This window comes from Burkholderia sp. BCC0044 (genome assembly GCF_902832955.1).
In the GTDB taxonomy this organism is placed as follows: domain Bacteria; phylum Pseudomonadota; class Gammaproteobacteria; order Burkholderiales; family Burkholderiaceae; genus Burkholderia.
Window position 1 is genome coordinate 566,534 of sequence record NZ_CADFDO010000001.1, and the last position, 17,063, is coordinate 583,596.

A 17,063-nucleotide genomic window follows, 5' to 3' on the forward strand; every position below is an offset into this window, starting at 1 on the left:
ACAACCATGCTGGCATACATACTCAGGCGCCTGCTGTTGATGATCCCGACGCTGATCGGCGTCGTGACGATCACGTTCGCGGTCACGCAGTTCGTGCCGGGCGGCCCGGTCGAACAGGTGCTCGCGCAATTGCGCCACGGCAGCGCGCGCGGCGGGGAGGCGGGCGGAGGCGCGGGCGGCTACCACGGCAGCCAGGGTGTCGACCCGCAGCAGATCGAGCAGATCCGCAAGCAGTTCGGCTTCGACAAGCCGCCGCTCGAACGCTACGTGCTGATGCTGAAAAGCTATGCGACGTTCGACCTCGGCCAGTCCTACTTCGCGCACCGCAGCGTGTGGGCGGTAATCCGCTCGAAGCTGCCAGTGTCGATCACGCTCGGGCTTTGGACGGTGATCCTCACGTATCTCGTGTCGGTGCCGCTCGGCATCGCGAAGGCGGTGCGCAACGGTTCGCGGTTCGACACCGTGACGAGCGTGCTGGTGCTGACCGGCTACGCGGTGCCGGGCTTCGTGCTCGGCGTGCTGCTGCTGATGCTGTTCGGCGGCGGCACGTTCTGGCAGGTGTTTCCGATGCGCGGGCTCACGTCGGACAACTTCGACGACCTGACGCTGATCGGCAAGACGCTCGACTATCTGTGGCACATGGTAATGCCGGTCACCGCGTCGGTGATCGGCAATTTCGCGATCGTCACGATCCTGACGAAGAACACGTTCCTCGACGAAATCGGCCGGCAATACGTGCTGACCGCGCGCGCGAAAGGGGCGCCGGAGCGCGACGTGCTGTGGAAGCACGTGCTGCGCAATGCGGCGATCCCGCTGCTCACCGGGTTGCCGGCCGCGTTCGTCGGTGCATTCCTGAACGGCAACCTGCTGATCGAGACGCTGTTCTCGCTCGACGGGATGGGGCAACTGTCGTACGACTCGGTGATCCGCCGCGACTATCCGGTCGTGCTCGGCTCGCTGTTCCTGTTCACCCTGATCGGTCTGCTGACCAAGCTTATCGCGGATATCTGCTATGTCCTCGTCGACCCCCGTATCCAGTTCAGCCGCCTGGACCACTGATCCAGCGTGCGCGCCGTCGCCGTCGCCGTGGCGGCGCACGTGGCAGCGCTTTCGTGCGCAGCCGCTCGGCTATGCAAGCCTCGCGATCTTCGCGACGCTGTTCGTGCTCAGCCTGTGTGCCGACGGCCTGTCGAACGATCGGCCGCTGCTCGTGCGCTACGACGGGCACTATTACTTTCCGATTGTGAAGGACTATCCGGAGACCGAGTTCGGCGGCGACTTTCCGGCGAAAACCAACTATCTCGACCCGTACATTCGCGCGAAGCTCGAGGCAGGCGGAAATTTCGCGATCTATCCGCCGAATCGCTACCGCTACGACACGATCGACTATTTCGCATCGCGGCCGTATCCGGCGCCGCCGTCGGCGAGCAACTGGCTCGGCACCGATCAGTTCGGGCGTGATGTGCTCGCGCGACTGCTGTACGGGTTCCGGCTGTCGGTGCTGATGGCGTTCGCGCTGACCGTGTCGGGCGTGCTGGTCGGCGTGCTGACCGGCGCGCTGCAGGGCTTCTACGGTGGCCGCACCGACTTGGTCGGGCAGCGCCTGATCGAGATCTGGAGTGCGCTGCCCGACCTATACCTGCTGATCATCTTCGCATCGATCTTCACGCCGTCGCTGTGGTTGCTGTTCATCTTGCTGTCGATGTTCGGCTGGCTCGTGCTGTCCGACTACGTGCGCGCGGAGTTCCTGCGCAACCGCGCGCTCGACTACGTGAAGGCCGCGCGCACGATGGGACTGTCGAACTGGCAGATCATGTGGCGGCACGTGCTGCCGAACAGCCTGACGCCGGTGATCACGTTCCTGCCGTTCCGGATGAGCGCGGCGATCCTGTCGCTGACGAGCCTCGACTTCCTCGGCCTCGGCGTGCAGCCGCCGACGCCCAGCCTTGGCGAGCTGCTGCAGGAAGGCAAGAACTACCTCGACGCGTGGTGGATCTCGATCTCCGCGTTCTCGGCGCTCGTCATCACGCTGCTGCTGCTGACCTTCATGGGCGACGCGCTGCGCAACGCGCTCGACACGCGCTCGCGCGGCTCGGCATTCGGCGGGGAGCGATGATGGCGAACGCGTTGCTTCAGATCGACGGGTTTTCGGCGCGCTTCGGCGCGAAGGCGGCCGTGCAGGACCTGAGCCTGTCGGTCGGCCGCGGCGAGCGCGTGGCGCTCGTCGGCGAATCGGGGTCGGGCAAGAGCGTCACGGCGCTGTCGATACTGCGCCTCGCGCAGCAGGCGACGCTGTCGGGACGGATGCTGTTCGACGGCGAGGACCTGCTCGCGAAGACCGAACGGCAGATGCGCGGGATTCGCGGCGCCGACATCGCGATGGTGTTCCAGGAACCGATGACGGCGCTGAATCCGCTATATACGATCGGCAAGCAGATCGCCGAGAGCCTGCGGCTGCACGAGGGGCTGCGGCCGGGCGATGCGCGCGAGCGGGGGATCGCGCTGCTGCGGCGCACCGGGATTCCGGAGCCGGAACGGCGCATCGACAGTTTTCCGCACCAGTTGTCGGGCGGCCAGCGGCAACGCGCGATGATCGCGATGGCGCTCGCGTGCCGGCCGCGGCTGTTGCTGGCCGACGAGCCGACGACGGCGCTCGACGTGACGGTGCGCCAGCAGATCGTCGACCTGCTGATCGAACTGCAGGAGCAGGAGGCGGCCGCGCGCGGGATGGCCGTGCTGCTGATCACGCACGACCTGAATCTCGTGCGGCGCTTCGCGCAGCGCGTGGCCGTGATGGAGCAGGGCGTGCTCGTGGAGACGAACACGACCGACGCGCTGTTCGCCGCGCCGCAGCACGCCTATACGCGCCGGTTGCTCGACAGCGCCCCGCAGCGGGACGTCGAGCCGGTCGCGGCGGGCGCGCAGACGATTCTCGACGTGCAGGACCTCGCCGTCGATTACCGCGTCGCGGCGAAGGGCTGGCGCGCGGTGCTCGGCAAGACGACGTTCCGCGCCGTGCACGATGTGAAGTTGAACCTGAGGCGCGGCGAAACGCTGGGAATCGTCGGCGAATCGGGCTCGGGGAAATCGACGCTGGCGGCGACGGTGCTCGGCCTGCAGCGGCCGGCCGCGGGCTCGATCGAAATCGACGGCATGCCGCTGGACGCGCTGCGGACGACGGGCGGCAGGCGCGCGCTGTACGGCAGGATGCAGGTCGTGTTCCAGGATCCGTTCGGCTCGCTGTCGCCGCGCATGACGGTCGAGCAGATCGTCGGCGAGGGGCTCGCCGTGCACCGGCCGCAGGTGGCCGGCGTCGCGCGGCGCACGCGGGTCGCCGCGCTGCTGCAGGAGGTCGGCCTGCCGGCCGAAGCGATGCTTCGCTATCCGCACGAATTTTCCGGCGGCCAGCGCCAGCGCATCGCGATCGCGCGCGCGCTGGCGGTGGAGCCGGAGCTGCTGGTGCTGGACGAGCCGACGAGCGCGCTCGACGTGTCGATCCAGAAGCAGGTGCTGAATCTGCTGACGAATCTGCAAAAGAAGTACAAGCTGAGCTACCTGTTCATCACGCACGATCTCGCGGTGATGCGTGCAATGGCCCACCGGGTCGTGGTGATGAAGGCGGGGCGGGTAGTCGAGGAGGGCGATACGCTCGACGTGCTGCATGCGCCGTCCCATCCGTATACACGCGCGCTGCTCGCGTCGTCGATGCTGGCTCCGGTGCGCGGCACACAAGAGAGCACCGATGATTGACGTGAACCGGGCGAAGTACGCCCAGGCCGCCCATACGCCGTGCGGCGGCGCCGACGGTGATGCCGTTCCGCGGTCCCGCGCCGACACGCCGGCGGTTCGCTGACGCATGCCGATGCCATCGTTCTTCATCGATCGTCCCGTCTTTGCGTGGATCGTTGCGCTCGCAATCGTCGTCGCCGGCGTGCTCGCCATTCCGCAGCTTCCGATCGCGCAATATCCGCGGCTTGCGCCGCCGCGGGTCGTGATCGCGGCCGCGTATCCGGGCGCGTCGACCGAGACGGTCGACGGCGACGTCGGCAGCATCATCGAGGAAAGCCTCGACGGCGCCGACGGGCTTCTGTATTACGCGACGAGCAGCGACGGTCACGGCAATCTCGAGATCGACGTCACGTTTTCGCCCGGCACCGATCCGGACATCGCGCTCGTCGACGTGAACAACCGGCTGAAGCAGGTCGAGCCGCGGTTGCCGCAGCAGGTCGTCCAGCAGGGGATCAGCGTATTCAAGGCAGCGAACACGTTCCTGATGCTCGTCACGCTGACGTCGACCGACGGCACGCGCGATTCCGCGCAACTCGGCGATTACCTGAACCGCTACGTGCTGCGCGAACTGAAGCGTGCGCCGGGCGTCGGCGCGGCCGAGCTGTGGGACGCCGGCGAGGCGCTGCGGGTCTGGCTCGATCCGAACAAATTGCGTGAATACGACCTCGGTGCCGATGACGTGATCGCGGCGATCGGCGTGCAGAACGCGACGGTGACGGCCGGTGCGATCGGCGATGCGCCGTTCGAGCGCGGCCAGCAGCTCACCGCGACGATCGTCGTCAAGGGACAGCTGACGTCGCCGGAGGAGTTCGGCCGGATCGTGTTGAAGTCGAAGCAGGACGGTTCGGTGGTGCGGGTCGCCGACGTCGCGCGTGTCGAAATCGGCCGCGACGACTACTCGTTCTATTCGCGGCTGAACGGCCGGCCGGCGGCAACCGTCGGCATCCAGCTTGGCCCGCGCGGCAACGCGCTCGAAACGTCGAACGCGATCCGTGCGCGGCTTGCCGAACTGTCGAGGGTATTGCCGCCGGGCGTGGCGATGGAGATTCCGTTCGATGGCGCTCATTTCGTGACGATCGCGATCCGGGAGGTCGTGCTGACGCTCGTCGAGGCGGTCGTGCTGGTGTTTTGCGTGATGTGGCTGTTCCTGCGCGATCTGCGTTACACGCTGGTGCCGACCGTCGTGATTCCCGTGACGCTGATGGGCGCGTTCGTCGCGATGTGGGCGTTCGGACTGTCGATCAACGTGTTCACGATGTTCGGTCTCGTGCTGGCGATCGGCATCCTTGTCGACGATGCGATCGTCGTCGTCGAGAGCGTGCACCGGGTGATGGAGGAGGGCATGTCGCCGCGCGACGCCACGCGCCGCGCAATGAAGCGGATCGGCGGTGCGATCGTCGGTGTGACCGCGGTGCTGACCGCCGTATTCGTGCCGATGGCGTTTTTTCCGGGCGCCGTCGGCGGCATCTACCGGCAGTTCGCGGTGGCGATGATCGCATCGATGCTGGTGTCGTCGTTCATGGCGCTGTCGCTCACGCCCGCACTGTGCGCGAACCTGCTGAAGCCGGTCGCGCGACACGACGGCGGAATCGGCCACGCGCGGCGACGTGGCATCGGCACGCATCTGGCCGACTGCTTCGGTGCGTCCTTCGCGCGCGTCGAATCCGGGTATCGCCGTGTCGCCGTGTTCGCCGTGCGCCGCACCGGCATGGTCGTGGCGGTCTACGCGGCGCTCGTGATCGCATGCGGGCTGCTGTACGGGATGATGCCGGGCGGCTTCCTGCCGACCGAGGACCAGGGGCAGCTGCAGGTGATGATCCAGTTGCCGGCGGGCGCCACGCAGGCGCGCACGCTCGCGGTCGTCGAGCGTGTCGAGGCGATCCTGCGCGCGGAGCCGGCGATCGCGAACGTGACGAGCGTGATCGGCTGGAGTTTCGCGGGCAGCGGGCAGAACGTCGGGATGGCATTCGTGGAGCTGAGGGACTGGGCGCGGCGCGACGTCGACGCGATGGCGTTGCGCGACCGGCTCAACGGGCGTTTCGGCACGATCCTCGACGGCGACGTCGAGGCGTCGCTGCCGCCGTCGGTGCGCGGCATCGGGCATTCCGACGGATTCACGTTCCGGCTCGAGGATCGGGGCGGCGTCGGGCTCGACGCGTTGAAGGCGGCTCGCGAGCAGTTGTCCGGACGAGCGAAAGCGGATCCGTTGCTCGCTGCCGTCCATTTCGAAGACCTGCCGGACGCGCCGCGCATCGAACTCGATGTCGATCGTGCGAAGGCGTATGCGCTCGGCGTGCCGTTCGAGCGAATCGCGGGCCTTCTGGGCGGCACGTTCGGCTCGAACTACATCAACGATTTTCCGGCATCGGGCCGGATGCGGCGGGTGATCATTGAGGCCGACCCGGCCGCGCGCGCGACCGATGCGCAACTGATGGCGCTGACGGTGCCGAACCGCACCGGCGACATGGTTCCGTTGTCGGCCATCGCCGCGCCGCACTGGACGGTCGGCCCGGTGATGCTGAATCGCTACAACGGCTATCCGTCGCTCGACATCAGCGGCCGCGCGGCGACCGGCACGAGTTCAGGCGCGGCGATGTCGGAGATGGAGCGGCTCGCCGGCGCACTGCCGGTCGGGATCGGCTTCGACTGGGTCGATGCGGCGCGCGAGGAGCAGGTTGCCGCGCGGCAAACGCCGCTGCTCGTCGGGCTGTCCGTGCTTGCGGTTTTCATGGCGCTTGCTGCGCTGTACGAAAGCTGGACGGTCCCGCTGTCCGTGCTGACGATCGTGCCGCTCGGCATGATCGGCGCGATCGCGGCGGCGCTCGCGCGCGGGATGCCGAACGACGTGTATTTCAAGGTCGGGATGATCACGGTGGTCGGGCTGGCGGCGAAGAATGCGATCCTGATCGTGCAGTACGCGCGCGATCTGGCCGGGAGCGGCGTGCCGCTGCGGCAGGCGGTGATCGACGCGGCCGCCGCGCGATTTCGGCCAATCATGATGACGTCGATGGCGTTCCTGCTGGGCGTCGTGCCGCTCGTGCTGGCGACGGGCGCGGGTGCGGAAAGCCGGCGTTCGATCGGCACGGGCGCGTTCGGGGGTGTGCTCGCCGCGACGATGTTCGGGCTCGTGTTCGCGCCGGTGGCGTTTCGGGTGGTGGTATCCATAGGCCGGCGCGGGCGGCATGCAGCGGTGACGAAGCGCGAGACGCAGCGCGTGAAAACGGCTGAAAATCTGGAGATCGATTGATGGTCGCGACGGGGTGTCGGCGGTGCGATCACGGGATGACGGGTGCGCGACGCCAGGCACGTGCTCGAAGGGCCAATCTATCAGGAGTCCGATTTGATAAACGAGGAACACTATACCGACACGACCGGATTCATCGATCACGTGTTCGGACTGTTTCTATGCCAAGGATTCGTGTCTCCTCCCTGGTAAACAAAAAAGTTCGGGCTGACGAGTCCCGGCCGCGTGCTCCATTGCGGCGCATGCGCGAGCGGGTGAAAAAGGCAGCCGAGCAAGGAAAACAAGACAACGGTAGCGGCTGATGAACCATATCGATTTTTATTCGGCACCAACCGAGTGCATCTATTGCACCTAAACAAAGTTATGTAGCATCAAATATTTTTTGACGCATAGATTCTGTCCTGCTATGTTCGCGTCCAACGTAAAACTTTGTAGTGAACGGTAATGAAGATTCCGTGCATTAAGACCTTCAAAGTGAAGACGTAAAGCACCCCTTCAACGAGCGACTGCCTTTCCTGGCAACACATGCGCGCTAATTGACGAAGCGCCATGGTGCGAATGTTCCAGGGGCATCTTGTATGCGGTCGTTCGATGCGTGGAAAGATCGATCCATGTAATTAGGCTTCCTAACTCTATAGGGGTGTCGTTTCTTTTATTTCAAATTGATTCCACTCGACAGTGGGAGAAATGATGTTGAAAGAAATGAGCGGGCGGGCGGAATGTTTGTGATCGCCAGATGACGAATCAGGAACGCGGGGCAACGCTATTTAAAGGCCGGCGAATCTCCGTGCATACAAAAAGGTCAGGCCTTGCGACGACAGAGGGGTGTTATGAAACCAACGGCTTTGGGATCGGCAATACGCAGCATCGTATGGGCTGAAGTCGCGTTGACGGCGGCTTTGGGTACCTCCGCTTACGCGCAGACAACGCCTGTCGACGGGAACGTCGCCGCCGAGCAAACCGGCAGCACGGCCGCCGCTGCGCCCGCGCCGGCATCGGGCCCCGCCGCGGGCGGGCAGACCGTGAAAAAGCTCGACAAGTTCGAAGTGACGGGCTCGCTGATCCGCACGTCCGACAAGGTCGGCCACACCGAAGTGCAGGTCATCACCGCAAAGGAAATCCAGCAAAGCGGATACACGACGGTCGCCGATTTCCTGCGTTCGACCTCGGCCAATTCCGCAAGCAGCTGGGGCCAGACGACGATGAACAGCTCGGCCCCCGGCGGCGCCGGCATGGCGTTGCGCGGGCTCAGCGAGAAATACACGCTCGTGCTCGTCGATGGCCAGCGCGTCGCGAACTATGCGCAGTCGGTGAACTTCACCGACACGTTCTTCGACGTCAACGCGATCCCGTTGAACATGGTGGAGCGCGTCGAGATCGTCAAGACCGGCGCGGTATCCGTCTACGGCTCGGACGCGATCGCGGGCGTCGTCAACATCATTACGAAGAAGAACTTTCAGGGCCTGCAGATCGACGGCCAACTCGGCAAGGCGCAGCATCCGGGCGACGGGCAGGGCAACTTCAGTGTACTGGCCGGCTTCGGCGACCTGAATTCGGATCGCTTCAACGTGACCGCGGCCGCCAGCTATTACCGCGATTCGGGCTCGACGCTCGGCGATCGCGACATGACGTCGGCGCAAGACTTCACGCAATATCCCGGCGGGCTGGCAGCGCCGCTCGGGCCGAACCAGCAATCGTACTGGTCGCTGGCGGACGGCTCCAAGGTGCCGCTTTCGCCGTGCCCGCCCGGCAGCAAGACGAGCGCGACCAATTGCACGTACAACCCGGCCGCGTCGACGTCGCTCGTTCCGTCCACGACGCGCCTGAACGCGAAGGTGCGCGCCACCTTCAAGATCGACGACAACACGCAGGCCTATGCGGGCTTCTGGGTGAGCCGCGATGAAACCGTCCAGTTGCAGGGACCGGCCTCGATCTCGAGCACGACGAACGTCTACAACCCTTCGACCGGGTCCGTTTCGCCGCTGCCGCGCACCGTACCGGTGAGCAATCCTTATAACCCGTTCGGCGTGCCGACGGCGATCAACCTGACCTTCCCGGGCAACGTCGTGAGGGCGGACACGGTATCGACGTTCTGGATGGCGAACACGGGCGTCAAGGGTTCGCTCGACGCGGGCAGATTCGGCGCGTGGGACTGGTCGGCCGATTACGGCCACTCGCAGAGCACCGTCGATACGACGTATCGCAACCGGATCAACGTCGCGGGCCTCGAGAACATGCTCGCGAACGGCACCTACAACTTCTCGAACCCGGCCGCCACGCCAAACGGCCTGAACGGCGTTTTCACGGACGACGATCAGCAGGCCATCTCGAAGGTCGACAGCGTGACAGCCAAGGCCTCGACGTCGAATCTCTTCACGCTGCCCGGGGGCCCGGTCGGCCTGGGCCTGGGCACCGAGTTCCGTCACGAATCGTCGACGATCAACCCGCAGACGCTCGCGTCGCAGGGCGTATCCGCACCCGCGAACGTGCAGACGGTGGAGGGTTCGCGCAACGTCGCCGCCGCGTTCTACCAGGTCGACATTCCGATCCTGCGCAACCTGACGTTCACGCAGGCGGGCCGCTACGATCACTACAGCGACTTCGGTGGGGCGTTTTCGCCGAGCTTTGCGCTGCGTTTCCAGCCGGTGCAAATGCTGACGACGTATGCATCGTACAGTCGCGGCTTCCGCGCGCCGACCCTCGTCGAAAACTCGCAGGCCGTCTATCTCTCTCACCAGAACCTCGTCGATCCGAACGATCCGAGCGGTGTGCCGACCAAGCACTTCACGACGGAGCAAGTCGCGGGCAATCCGAATCTTCAGCCCGAGCACACGAAGAACTACAACATCGGCTTCCAGCTTTCGCCCGATGCGATGACCGATATCGGCGCGGCGTTCTACAAGGTCCGCATCGACGGAGTCATCGGCACCGACGATCCGAACGCGGTGCTCGTCGCCAACGATCCCTCCCGCGTCGTGCGCAACGCCGACGGGTCGGTGCGTTACCTCGTTCAGCATTTCGTGAACCTCGGTGCGCTCGACACCGATGGCTTCGATCTCAACTTCCGCAAGGCGCTGCGCACCAAGTACGGCACGTTCACGCTCGCAGGCGACTGGACTTATGTGTGGCACTTCAAGCTGCACAGCCCCGGAACCGCACCGCAGGACTTCGCCGGCAACAACCTTGCGCTGCTGCAGCCGTTCGGCGCGAGCAACCCGCGCTGGAAGGGCAATACGAGCGTGAGCTGGGACTACCGGCAGCTGACCACCACGCTGACCTGGCAATACACCGGGCCATATACGAACGCCGTGGCCGCGGAATTCGGCGACGGCGGTACGGGATCGGTGGCGTCGTACAGCCAGTTCAACCTCATGTTCAACTATCGCGGCTTCAAGCATTGGACGATTTACGGCGGCATCACGAACCTCTTCGACAAGAAGCCGCCGTTCGACGTCGAGTGGCAAGCCGTGCCCGACATCACTGGCTATGACCAGTCGCTCTACACGGACCTTGGTCGTTTCTTCCAGGTCGGGGCGACGTACCGGTTCTGACAGGGAGGAAGCCGTCAGGCGGCAATCCGTCCCGGCGCGCGGCCCGCGCCGGGACGACGGAGAATGAGCACATCGGTTCCAACGAGGATCAGATCGGCTACATCGAGCAGAGGTGCAAGGTTTGAACGCGAGGACGCTCGGCCAACAGTACCTCGTGCAGTCGATTTATCGTATTTGACATAATCAACATTATCGATGATTTGTGTGTAACGGCCATTTAGTAATGTCCGCTTCTGGCTAAGTTCAAATGTCCGTTTTTCGACCCATCGTAAGCTGATCGGCCGCTGGGAATCCAGCGCTGGAGGCTTCGATGGCAGCGACGGAACGGATCACGATGACGATGCGCGAACTGCACCGATTCAACGTCATTCACTCGAACTAGAAATTGCGTGCCACCCCGACCATGAACATGTCCTGGTCCTTGTCGTTGCCGGTTGCGACACGATTGAAGCGCAAGCTCGCCGCCCACTCGTTCGTGATCTGATAGGCCACTTGCGCGCTGAGCAACGCATTGAGGCGCGTCCTGCCCGAGCCGTCGTTCCGATCCCGCGACAGATACGGACCGACGCCTGCCGAAAGCGTCCATTTGGTCTGGATCGGCGCGACGTACCAGAATTGCGCGGCCACGCCTCGTCGGCCGGCAACGCCATTGTTGCCTTCGTAGACGAAGCTCGCCGAATAGGCCCACGCATTGCCGAGCGGCCGCTTGACCTCGATCATGTATCCCTTTTCGATCGGCACTTGAGGACGGTTCGTCTGCGACGTCCCGGCCCAAACGCCGACCTGCGTCTTGCCGTCCGAAAACACCGGGCCAGGATTGCCGCCGAAATCCGAGCCGATACCGAAGAGCACCGCGTCGGAATTGAATCCGCCAATCATCTGGACGTGGTTGTACTGCAGCTTGAGAAAGAAGCGCTTGGGAACGAGGTAATACCGCACCGCTGCCGACGCACGCACGCCCCAGCGTTTTTCATTGCGTGGCTGGTCGTCGACATGTGTCGTGTCCATGCTGAAATACGGGCCCGCCGAAAATTCGAGCGCCAGACGACTGCCGACCGGCCAACGAAACGAACCCAGCGCGGCAAAACCGTCACGATGGTGATCCAGCGGATGCCCCTCGTTCAAATAGGCAAGGTAGACGGAGAGGTAGTCGTTCAGGACGTCGCCGAAGCCGACTTCGTACGCACGCCAATGCATATCGCCGCCCTCGGTCGCGCGTCCGTCGCCATACACCGCATAGGCGTTGAGCGTTCTCCCCGATGGTTTGGGCGCGCCCGGTGAGCTCGAAGGCCCGTCCTCGGCGTGCGCGTGTATCGGGCACGCCAGTATTGTCAGACCGGTGATCGAGCTTGCGACGACGAAGCGCGAACAGATGCGACGGCACTGTCCCATTTGGACACCCCCTCACCTTGGCAACCGCGATTTCGTGGAGAAGTTGATAGCGATTATAGGCGGCGTCCGGTCAGGCGGCTGACGTGCACCGATGCCGATATCGGTGCGCCCATCGACGACGAAGCCATCGACGATGCAACCGCTCGCCTGCTCGCTCGTCGTTCCCGCCAGGTGCGCGGCGATGTCTCAAACCGTTCGCAGAACGCGCGGCTGAAATGCGACATATCGTCGATCCCCGCCGCAACGCGACGCCCCGCCCTTTTGTCTACATAGAGCAGCCTCGTGTCACACCCTCCCGATTCCACCGAGCCGCTCATTCGTGCCGCGCCCGGCAACTACCACTACTGCCAGTACCTCCGCTGTCCGTGCCCCCTTAACCTTGTCGTCATCGCAGGCGCGCCGTCGAAGGCCGCGCCGCTTCGACCGGAGACACGACAGATGCCATTCGACTGGACACAGGAACAGCACGCGACGCTTGCGCGGTTTCGCGATATCGGCGCCGGGATCGCCGCCGCCGTGGAGCGTGACGGCCGTGCGCCCGCCGGATTCGACGAAGCCGGCTGGACGCGGCTCGGGCACGAAGGACTGTGGGACATGATCGTGCCGGAGACGTATGGCGGCGACGGTCACGGCTGGTGGCATTTTTCCGCGGCGCTCGAAGGGCTCGCGTCGTCGATCCGCCGCCCGGCGCTGCTGCTGTCGGTGATCGCGCAGGCCGGCATGGTGCGCGCACTCGAACGATATGGCACGGCGGCGCAGCAGGACCGCTATTTCGGCGCGATTCTGCGTGGCGAACTGAGCGCGACCGCGATTGCCGAGCCGGGCACCGGCACCGACGTGCGCAGCATCGCGACGACGCTCGCCGAGCACGGCGACGGCTACCGGCTGACCGGCAGCAAATTCAATATCGCGCATGCGCCGCTCGCGCGTTTCATCCTCGTCGTCACGCGCATCGAAACGCCGGGCCGGCGCAACACCGCGCTCGTGATCGTCGATCGCGACCAGCCGGGCATGACGGTGGCCCCGCCCGACCGCAAGCTCGGCCTCGACGACCTGCCCACCGGCGCGCTGCACTTCGACGACTGTCCGATCGCACGCGGCCAGTTGCTCGGCGAACCGGGCGCCGGGCTCGGCAACCTGATCGACATCATCTCGCTCGGCCGGCTCTATTACGGCCTCGTCGCGGCCCAGGTGACGGCGCCCTATCTGCGCGACGCGATCGGCTATTGCCGCGAGCGACGCAGCTTCGACAGCACGATCGATGCACATCAGTACGTGCAGCGCCGCCTCGTCGACCTGCAGATCGGCATGGAGCGCGGCACGTGGCTCGCGCGCGGCGCGCTCGCGCAGTTGCTGACGGATCACCCGCAGGCGTTGATGACGTGCTCGATCGCGAAGCTGGTCGGCGCGCAGGATCTCGTCGACGGCGCGCTCGGCCTCGTGCGGCTGTACGGCAGCCTCGGCTATCAGGCCGGGCCGGTGGCCGCGTTCGCGTCGGATGCGCTGGGCTTCATGAGCGTCGGCGGCACCGAGGAAATGCATCGCAAGAACATCTTCAACCAGATGATGCGCGCCGGCTGATTGCCCGCGCCATCGCCACGCATACCCCGCGCACCACGCGCCCTACAGGAACCCACGCATGACACCGACGAACCGACGCCCTTCCCGCCTGCGCCGCTCCTGGCTGTTTCTCGCCGGCGCCGATCACGATGCGCTCGTTGACGGCACCGCGAGCGGCGCGGATGTGCTGATCCAGGAACTCGAAACCTTTACGCCGCCCGACCGGCGCCCGGCCGCACGCGAACTGAGCGAGCGGGTGCTCGCGGGCTGGCGCGATGCCGGCGTGCTGGCGTCCGTGCGCGTGAATCCGCTCGACGCGGGCGGCATCGACGACCTGCGCGCCGCGATGCGCGGCCGCCCGGACATCGTGATGATGTCGTACGTCGCGACGCCCGAGCAGGTCGTCGCGCTCGACGAGGCCGTCACGCGCTTCGAGCGCGAATACGACATCGCACCGGGCTCGACCGAACTGGTGCCGAACGTCGAGACGACGCTCGGCCTCGTGAACACGATGGCGATTGCGCGCTCGAGCCCGCGCGTGTCGGCCGTGCTCGTCGCGACCGAGGACATGGTGGCCGACATGGGCGCCGAGCGCACCCGTGCGGGCCGCGAGCTCGACTACGTGCGCTCGCGCTTTCGCGTCGAATGCGCGGCGGTCGGCGTGACCGCGATCGACTGCCCGTACAGCTATGCCGACAACGAAGGCGCGGAACTCGACATGCGCGTGTCGCGCGGCCTCGGCTACCAGGCGAAAGCGATCGTCAACGCGCAGTTCGTGCCGGTCGTCAATCGCGTGCTGACGCCGACGGCCGATGAAGTCGCCCTCGCCCGCCGCGTGATCGACGCGTTCGATCATGCGCGGCGTACCTCCGGCGGCCGCCGCGTGGCCGCCGCCGTCGTCGACGGCTTCCTCGCGGAAGTCCCCGACTATCTCGCCGCGCATCGGCTGATCGCCCGCGCGACGCAATTCGGCATCGCATGAGTGTCGCCATGGAGACGATCGCCACGCGCCTGAAGGCGCTGAAAACCCTCGCGCATGCCGCGCCGCACGTGCCGGCCGACCACTGGGCCGACACGCCGCACGCGCAGTTCGAGCGCTGGCTCGACGAGGCCGTGACCGCCGGCGCGCTCGAACCGCAGGTGACGACGCTGTCGACGGTCCGCCCGGACGGGCGGCCCGATGCACGTTCCGTCGTGCTGCTGAACGTCGACGCACGCGGCTGGCATTTCGCGGCGAACGCGCGCAGTCCCAAGGGGCGCCAGCTTGCGAACCAGCCGTTCGCGGCGCTGACGTTCTATTGGCCCGCGATCGCGAGCCAGGTCCGGCTGAGCGGCCCGGTCGAGCGCTTGCCGGACGCCGAAGGCCAGGCCGATTTCGCGAGCCGCCCCGAGCGGTCGCGCGCGAGCATCCTGGCCGGACGGCAAAGCGAACGGCTCGACGATCCGGCCGACCTGACGCAGGCGATCGACGCGCAACTCGAACGGCTGGCCGCCGACCCGGCGCTCGTGTCGGACGACTGGCACCTGTATACGCTGGCACCCGACGAAGTCGAGTTCTGGCGGGCCGACAGTTCGCGCCGTTTCGCACGGCAGGCTTATCGTCGCGCCGGCGCGCGCTGGGAACGGTGTGCGCTATGGCCGTGAAGCCTGACGAACCGCTGCCGGCGTCGCTGCCGCGCGACGGCACGCATGACCGCCTGCATGACGACACGCGGCTTGCGCATGCGGGCCGCGACAGCGCCGCGTGGCACGGCTTCGTCAATCCGCCCGTCTACCATGCGTCGACCGTGCTCAGTCCGACGGTGTCGGATCTGCTGAACCGCACGCAGCCGTATATCTACGGCCGTCGCGGCACGCCGACGACGGACGCGCTCGAGCGCGCGGTGACGAGCCTCGAAGGCGGCGCAGGCGCTGTGCTGTGCCCGTCGGGCCTGTCCGCGTGCACGCTCGCGCTGCTGTCGTGCCTGAAGCCCGGCGACCATCTGCTGATGACCGCATCGGTCTACGGCCCGGTGCGTCACGCATGCGAAGGCGTGCTGGCGCGGCTCGGCGTCGAGACGACCTGGTACGACGGCAGCACGCCCGTCGCAGCCGCGTTTCGTCCGAACACGCGCGCACTGTACGTCGAAGTGCCCGGCTCCTACACGTTCGACATGCACGACATCCCTGCCCTCGTGCGGCTCGCGCACGCGCACGGCGCGCAGGTCATCGCGGACAACAGCTGGGCCACGCCGCTGTTCTTCCAGCCGCATGCGTTCGGGATCGACGTGTCGATCCAGGCCGGCACCAAGTATCTGGTCGGGCACTCGGATGCGATGCTCGGCACGGTGTCGGCCAACGCGCGCGCGTGGCCCGCGCTGAAGCAACTGCATGGCGATCTCGGCCTGTGCGCGGGCCCCGACGACGTGTATCTCGCGCTGCGCGGGTTGCGCACGCTCGGCGTGCGGTTGCGGCAGCACCAGCGCAACGCGCTCGCGGTCGCGAGCTGGCTCGAACGGCGTCCCGAGGTGCAGCGCGTGCTGTATCCGGCGTTGCCGGGCGACGACGGGCACGCGCTGTGGCGCCGCGATTTCCGCGGCGCGTCGGGGCTGTTCTCGGTCGTGCTGCAGCCGGCTCCGGCGCACGCGATCGACGCGTTTCTCGATCACCTGGCGCTGTTCGGGCTCGGCTATTCGTGGGGCGGCTACGAGAGCCTCGCGCTGCCGTTCGAGCTGGACGCGCACGGCCTCGCCGCGCGCTGGCCGGCCGGCAGCCGCGGCGTGCGCCTGCACATCGGGCTCGAGGATGCGGACGACCTGATCGCCGATCTGGCGGCGGGCCTCGATCGCTACGCGGCATGCGCGCCGATCGCCGCGTGCGAGGATGCCGCGCGATGCTGACCGTCTGGGGTCGCCGCACGTCGTTCAACGTGCAGAAGGTGTTGTGGCTCATCGGCGAGCTCGGCCTGCCCTACCGGCATATTGCGGTCGGCGGCGAGCACGGCTCGCTGCAGACGCCCGCGTTCGCGGCGCTGAATCCGACCTGCCGGATTCCGGTGATCGACTGGGACGGCGACGTCGTGTGGGAGTCGCACACGATCCTGCGCTATCTGGCCGCGCGCGTGCCGGACAATCCGTTCTGGTGCCGCGACACGTTCGCCCGTTCGCGCGCGGAGCGCTGGATGGACTGGTCGCAGACCGCGCTCGAACCCGACGTGATGACCGGCTTGTTCTGGGCGCTCGTGCGAACGCCGCCGGAGCGGCGCGACGACGCGATCGTGCTCGACAAGGCCGCGCGCAGCGCGATGCATTACCGGCTGCTCGACCGGCTGCTGTCGACCCAGCCGTTTCTCGGCGGCGCGACGCCGGGCCTGGCCGACATTCCGGCCGGCGCGACGCTGTTCCGCTATTTCTCGCTCGACGTCGAGCGGCCGCCGTTGCCGCACGTCGAAGCCTGGTACGCTCGCCTGTGCCGACGGCCCGCCTACCGCGAACAGGTGATGGTGTCGTTCGACGCGTTGCGCGGCCAGCCCGGCTGACCTTCTACCG

General features: G+C 66.3%; 12 protein-coding genes. 11 read left to right on the plus strand and 1 reads right to left on the minus strand.

Translation table 11 applies throughout. The features are described 5' to 3' along the window. The first annotated feature begins 6 nt into the window (after positions 1-6). The 6 genes from HWX14_RS02570 (at position 7) to HWX14_RS02595 (ending at position 10,584) form a co-directional block, all read left to right on the plus strand. Complete coding sequence (locus HWX14_RS02570; protein ID WP_011549770.1) at positions 7-1,059, plus strand: ABC transporter permease subunit; 1,053 nt, start codon at positions 7-9, stop codon at positions 1,057-1,059. Further along, a complete protein-coding gene (locus HWX14_RS02575; RefSeq protein WP_175881417.1) occupies positions 1,013-2,116 on the plus strand; it encodes an ABC transporter permease in 1,104 nt (367 codons plus the stop codon). Before HWX14_RS02570 ends, HWX14_RS02575 begins: the two co-directional genes overlap by 47 nt. Then, a complete protein-coding gene (locus HWX14_RS02580) occupies positions 2,116-3,750 on the plus strand; it encodes a dipeptide ABC transporter ATP-binding protein (protein WP_175881418.1) in 1,635 nt (544 codons plus the stop codon). Before HWX14_RS02575 ends, HWX14_RS02580 begins: the two co-directional genes overlap by 1 nt. Positions 3,751-3,862: 112 nt before the next feature. Beyond that, positions 3,863-7,036, plus strand: coding sequence for a multidrug efflux RND transporter permease subunit (locus HWX14_RS02585; RefSeq protein ID WP_175882333.1), 3,174 nt, complete (start codon positions 3,863-3,865; stop codon positions 7,034-7,036). A gap of 42 nt (positions 7,037-7,078) precedes the next feature. Beyond that, complete coding sequence (locus HWX14_RS02590) at positions 7,079-7,225, plus strand: Tn3 family transposase (RefSeq protein ID WP_279611797.1); 147 nt, start codon at positions 7,079-7,081, stop codon at positions 7,223-7,225. Positions 7,226-7,863: 638 nt separating this feature from the next. Next, positions 7,864-10,584 carry a TonB-dependent receptor gene (locus tag HWX14_RS02595; protein ID WP_175881419.1) on the plus strand — a complete coding sequence of 907 codons (2,721 nt, stop codon included), beginning with the start codon at positions 7,864-7,866 and terminating at the stop codon, positions 10,582-10,584. Positions 10,585-10,962: 378 nt separating this feature from the next. On the opposite strand, the gene HWX14_RS02600 is transcribed toward HWX14_RS02595, so the two are convergent. After that, entirely contained in the window at positions 10,963-11,976 is a 1,014-nt protein-coding gene (locus tag HWX14_RS02600; RefSeq protein WP_175881420.1) for a hypothetical protein, read from the minus strand. A gap of 438 nt (positions 11,977-12,414) precedes the next feature. Between HWX14_RS02600 and HWX14_RS02605 the strand changes: the two genes are divergently transcribed. The 5 genes from HWX14_RS02605 to HWX14_RS02625 are packed head-to-tail and all read left to right on the plus strand — an operon-like array spanning position 12,415 to position 17,053. Then, a complete protein-coding gene (locus tag HWX14_RS02605) occupies positions 12,415-13,557 on the plus strand; it encodes an acyl-CoA dehydrogenase family protein (protein WP_175881421.1) in 1,143 nt (380 codons plus the stop codon). Positions 13,558-13,615: 58 nt separating this feature from the next. Beyond that, entirely contained in the window at positions 13,616-14,518 is a 903-nt protein-coding gene (locus tag HWX14_RS02610; RefSeq protein WP_124556487.1) for a CoA ester lyase, read from the plus strand. Positions 14,519-14,526: 8 nt separating this feature from the next. Further along, positions 14,527-15,180, plus strand: coding sequence for a pyridoxal 5'-phosphate synthase (locus HWX14_RS02615; RefSeq protein ID WP_175881422.1), 654 nt, complete (start codon positions 14,527-14,529; stop codon positions 15,178-15,180). Further along, positions 15,171-16,415 (plus strand): cystathionine beta-lyase, encoded by a 1,245-nt coding sequence (metC, locus tag HWX14_RS02620; protein WP_175881423.1) that lies wholly within the window; start codon positions 15,171-15,173, stop codon positions 16,413-16,415. The genes HWX14_RS02615 and metC overlap by 10 nt, the downstream gene beginning before the upstream one ends. Beyond that, positions 16,409-17,053: a glutathione S-transferase gene (locus tag HWX14_RS02625; protein ID WP_175881424.1), complete on the plus strand. Its 645-nt coding sequence runs from the start codon at positions 16,409-16,411 to the stop codon at positions 17,051-17,053. The genes metC and HWX14_RS02625 overlap by 7 nt, the downstream gene beginning before the upstream one ends. The last annotated feature ends 10 nt before the right edge of the window (positions 17,054-17,063 follow it).

Excerpts from the sequence above, each read along its gene's own strand:
- HWX14_RS02570 (WP_011549770.1), top strand. The coding sequence starts at position 7 with ATGCTGGCATACATACTCAGGCGCCTGCTGTTGATGATCCCGACGCTG.
- HWX14_RS02575 (WP_175881417.1), top strand. The coding sequence starts at position 1,013 with ATGTCCTCGTCGACCCCCGTATCCAGTTCAGCCGCCTGGACCACTGAT.
- HWX14_RS02580 (WP_175881418.1), top strand. The coding sequence starts at position 2,116 with ATGGCGAACGCGTTGCTTCAGATCGACGGGTTTTCGGCGCGCTTCGGC.
- HWX14_RS02585 (WP_175882333.1), top strand. The coding sequence starts at position 3,863 with ATGCCATCGTTCTTCATCGATCGTCCCGTCTTTGCGTGGATCGTTGCG.
- HWX14_RS02595 (WP_175881419.1), top strand. The coding sequence starts at position 7,864 with ATGAAACCAACGGCTTTGGGATCGGCAATACGCAGCATCGTATGGGCT.
- HWX14_RS02600 (WP_175881420.1), bottom strand. The coding sequence starts at position 11,976 with ATGGGACAGTGCCGTCGCATCTGTTCGCGCTTCGTCGTCGCAAGCTCG.
- HWX14_RS02605 (WP_175881421.1), top strand. The coding sequence starts at position 12,415 with ATGCCATTCGACTGGACACAGGAACAGCACGCGACGCTTGCGCGGTTT.
- HWX14_RS02610 (WP_124556487.1), top strand. The coding sequence starts at position 13,616 with ATGACACCGACGAACCGACGCCCTTCCCGCCTGCGCCGCTCCTGGCTG.
- HWX14_RS02615 (WP_175881422.1), top strand. The coding sequence starts at position 14,527 with ATGGAGACGATCGCCACGCGCCTGAAGGCGCTGAAAACCCTCGCGCAT.
- metC (WP_175881423.1), top strand. The coding sequence starts at position 15,171 with ATGGCCGTGAAGCCTGACGAACCGCTGCCGGCGTCGCTGCCGCGCGAC.
- HWX14_RS02625 (WP_175881424.1), top strand. The coding sequence starts at position 16,409 with ATGCTGACCGTCTGGGGTCGCCGCACGTCGTTCAACGTGCAGAAGGTG.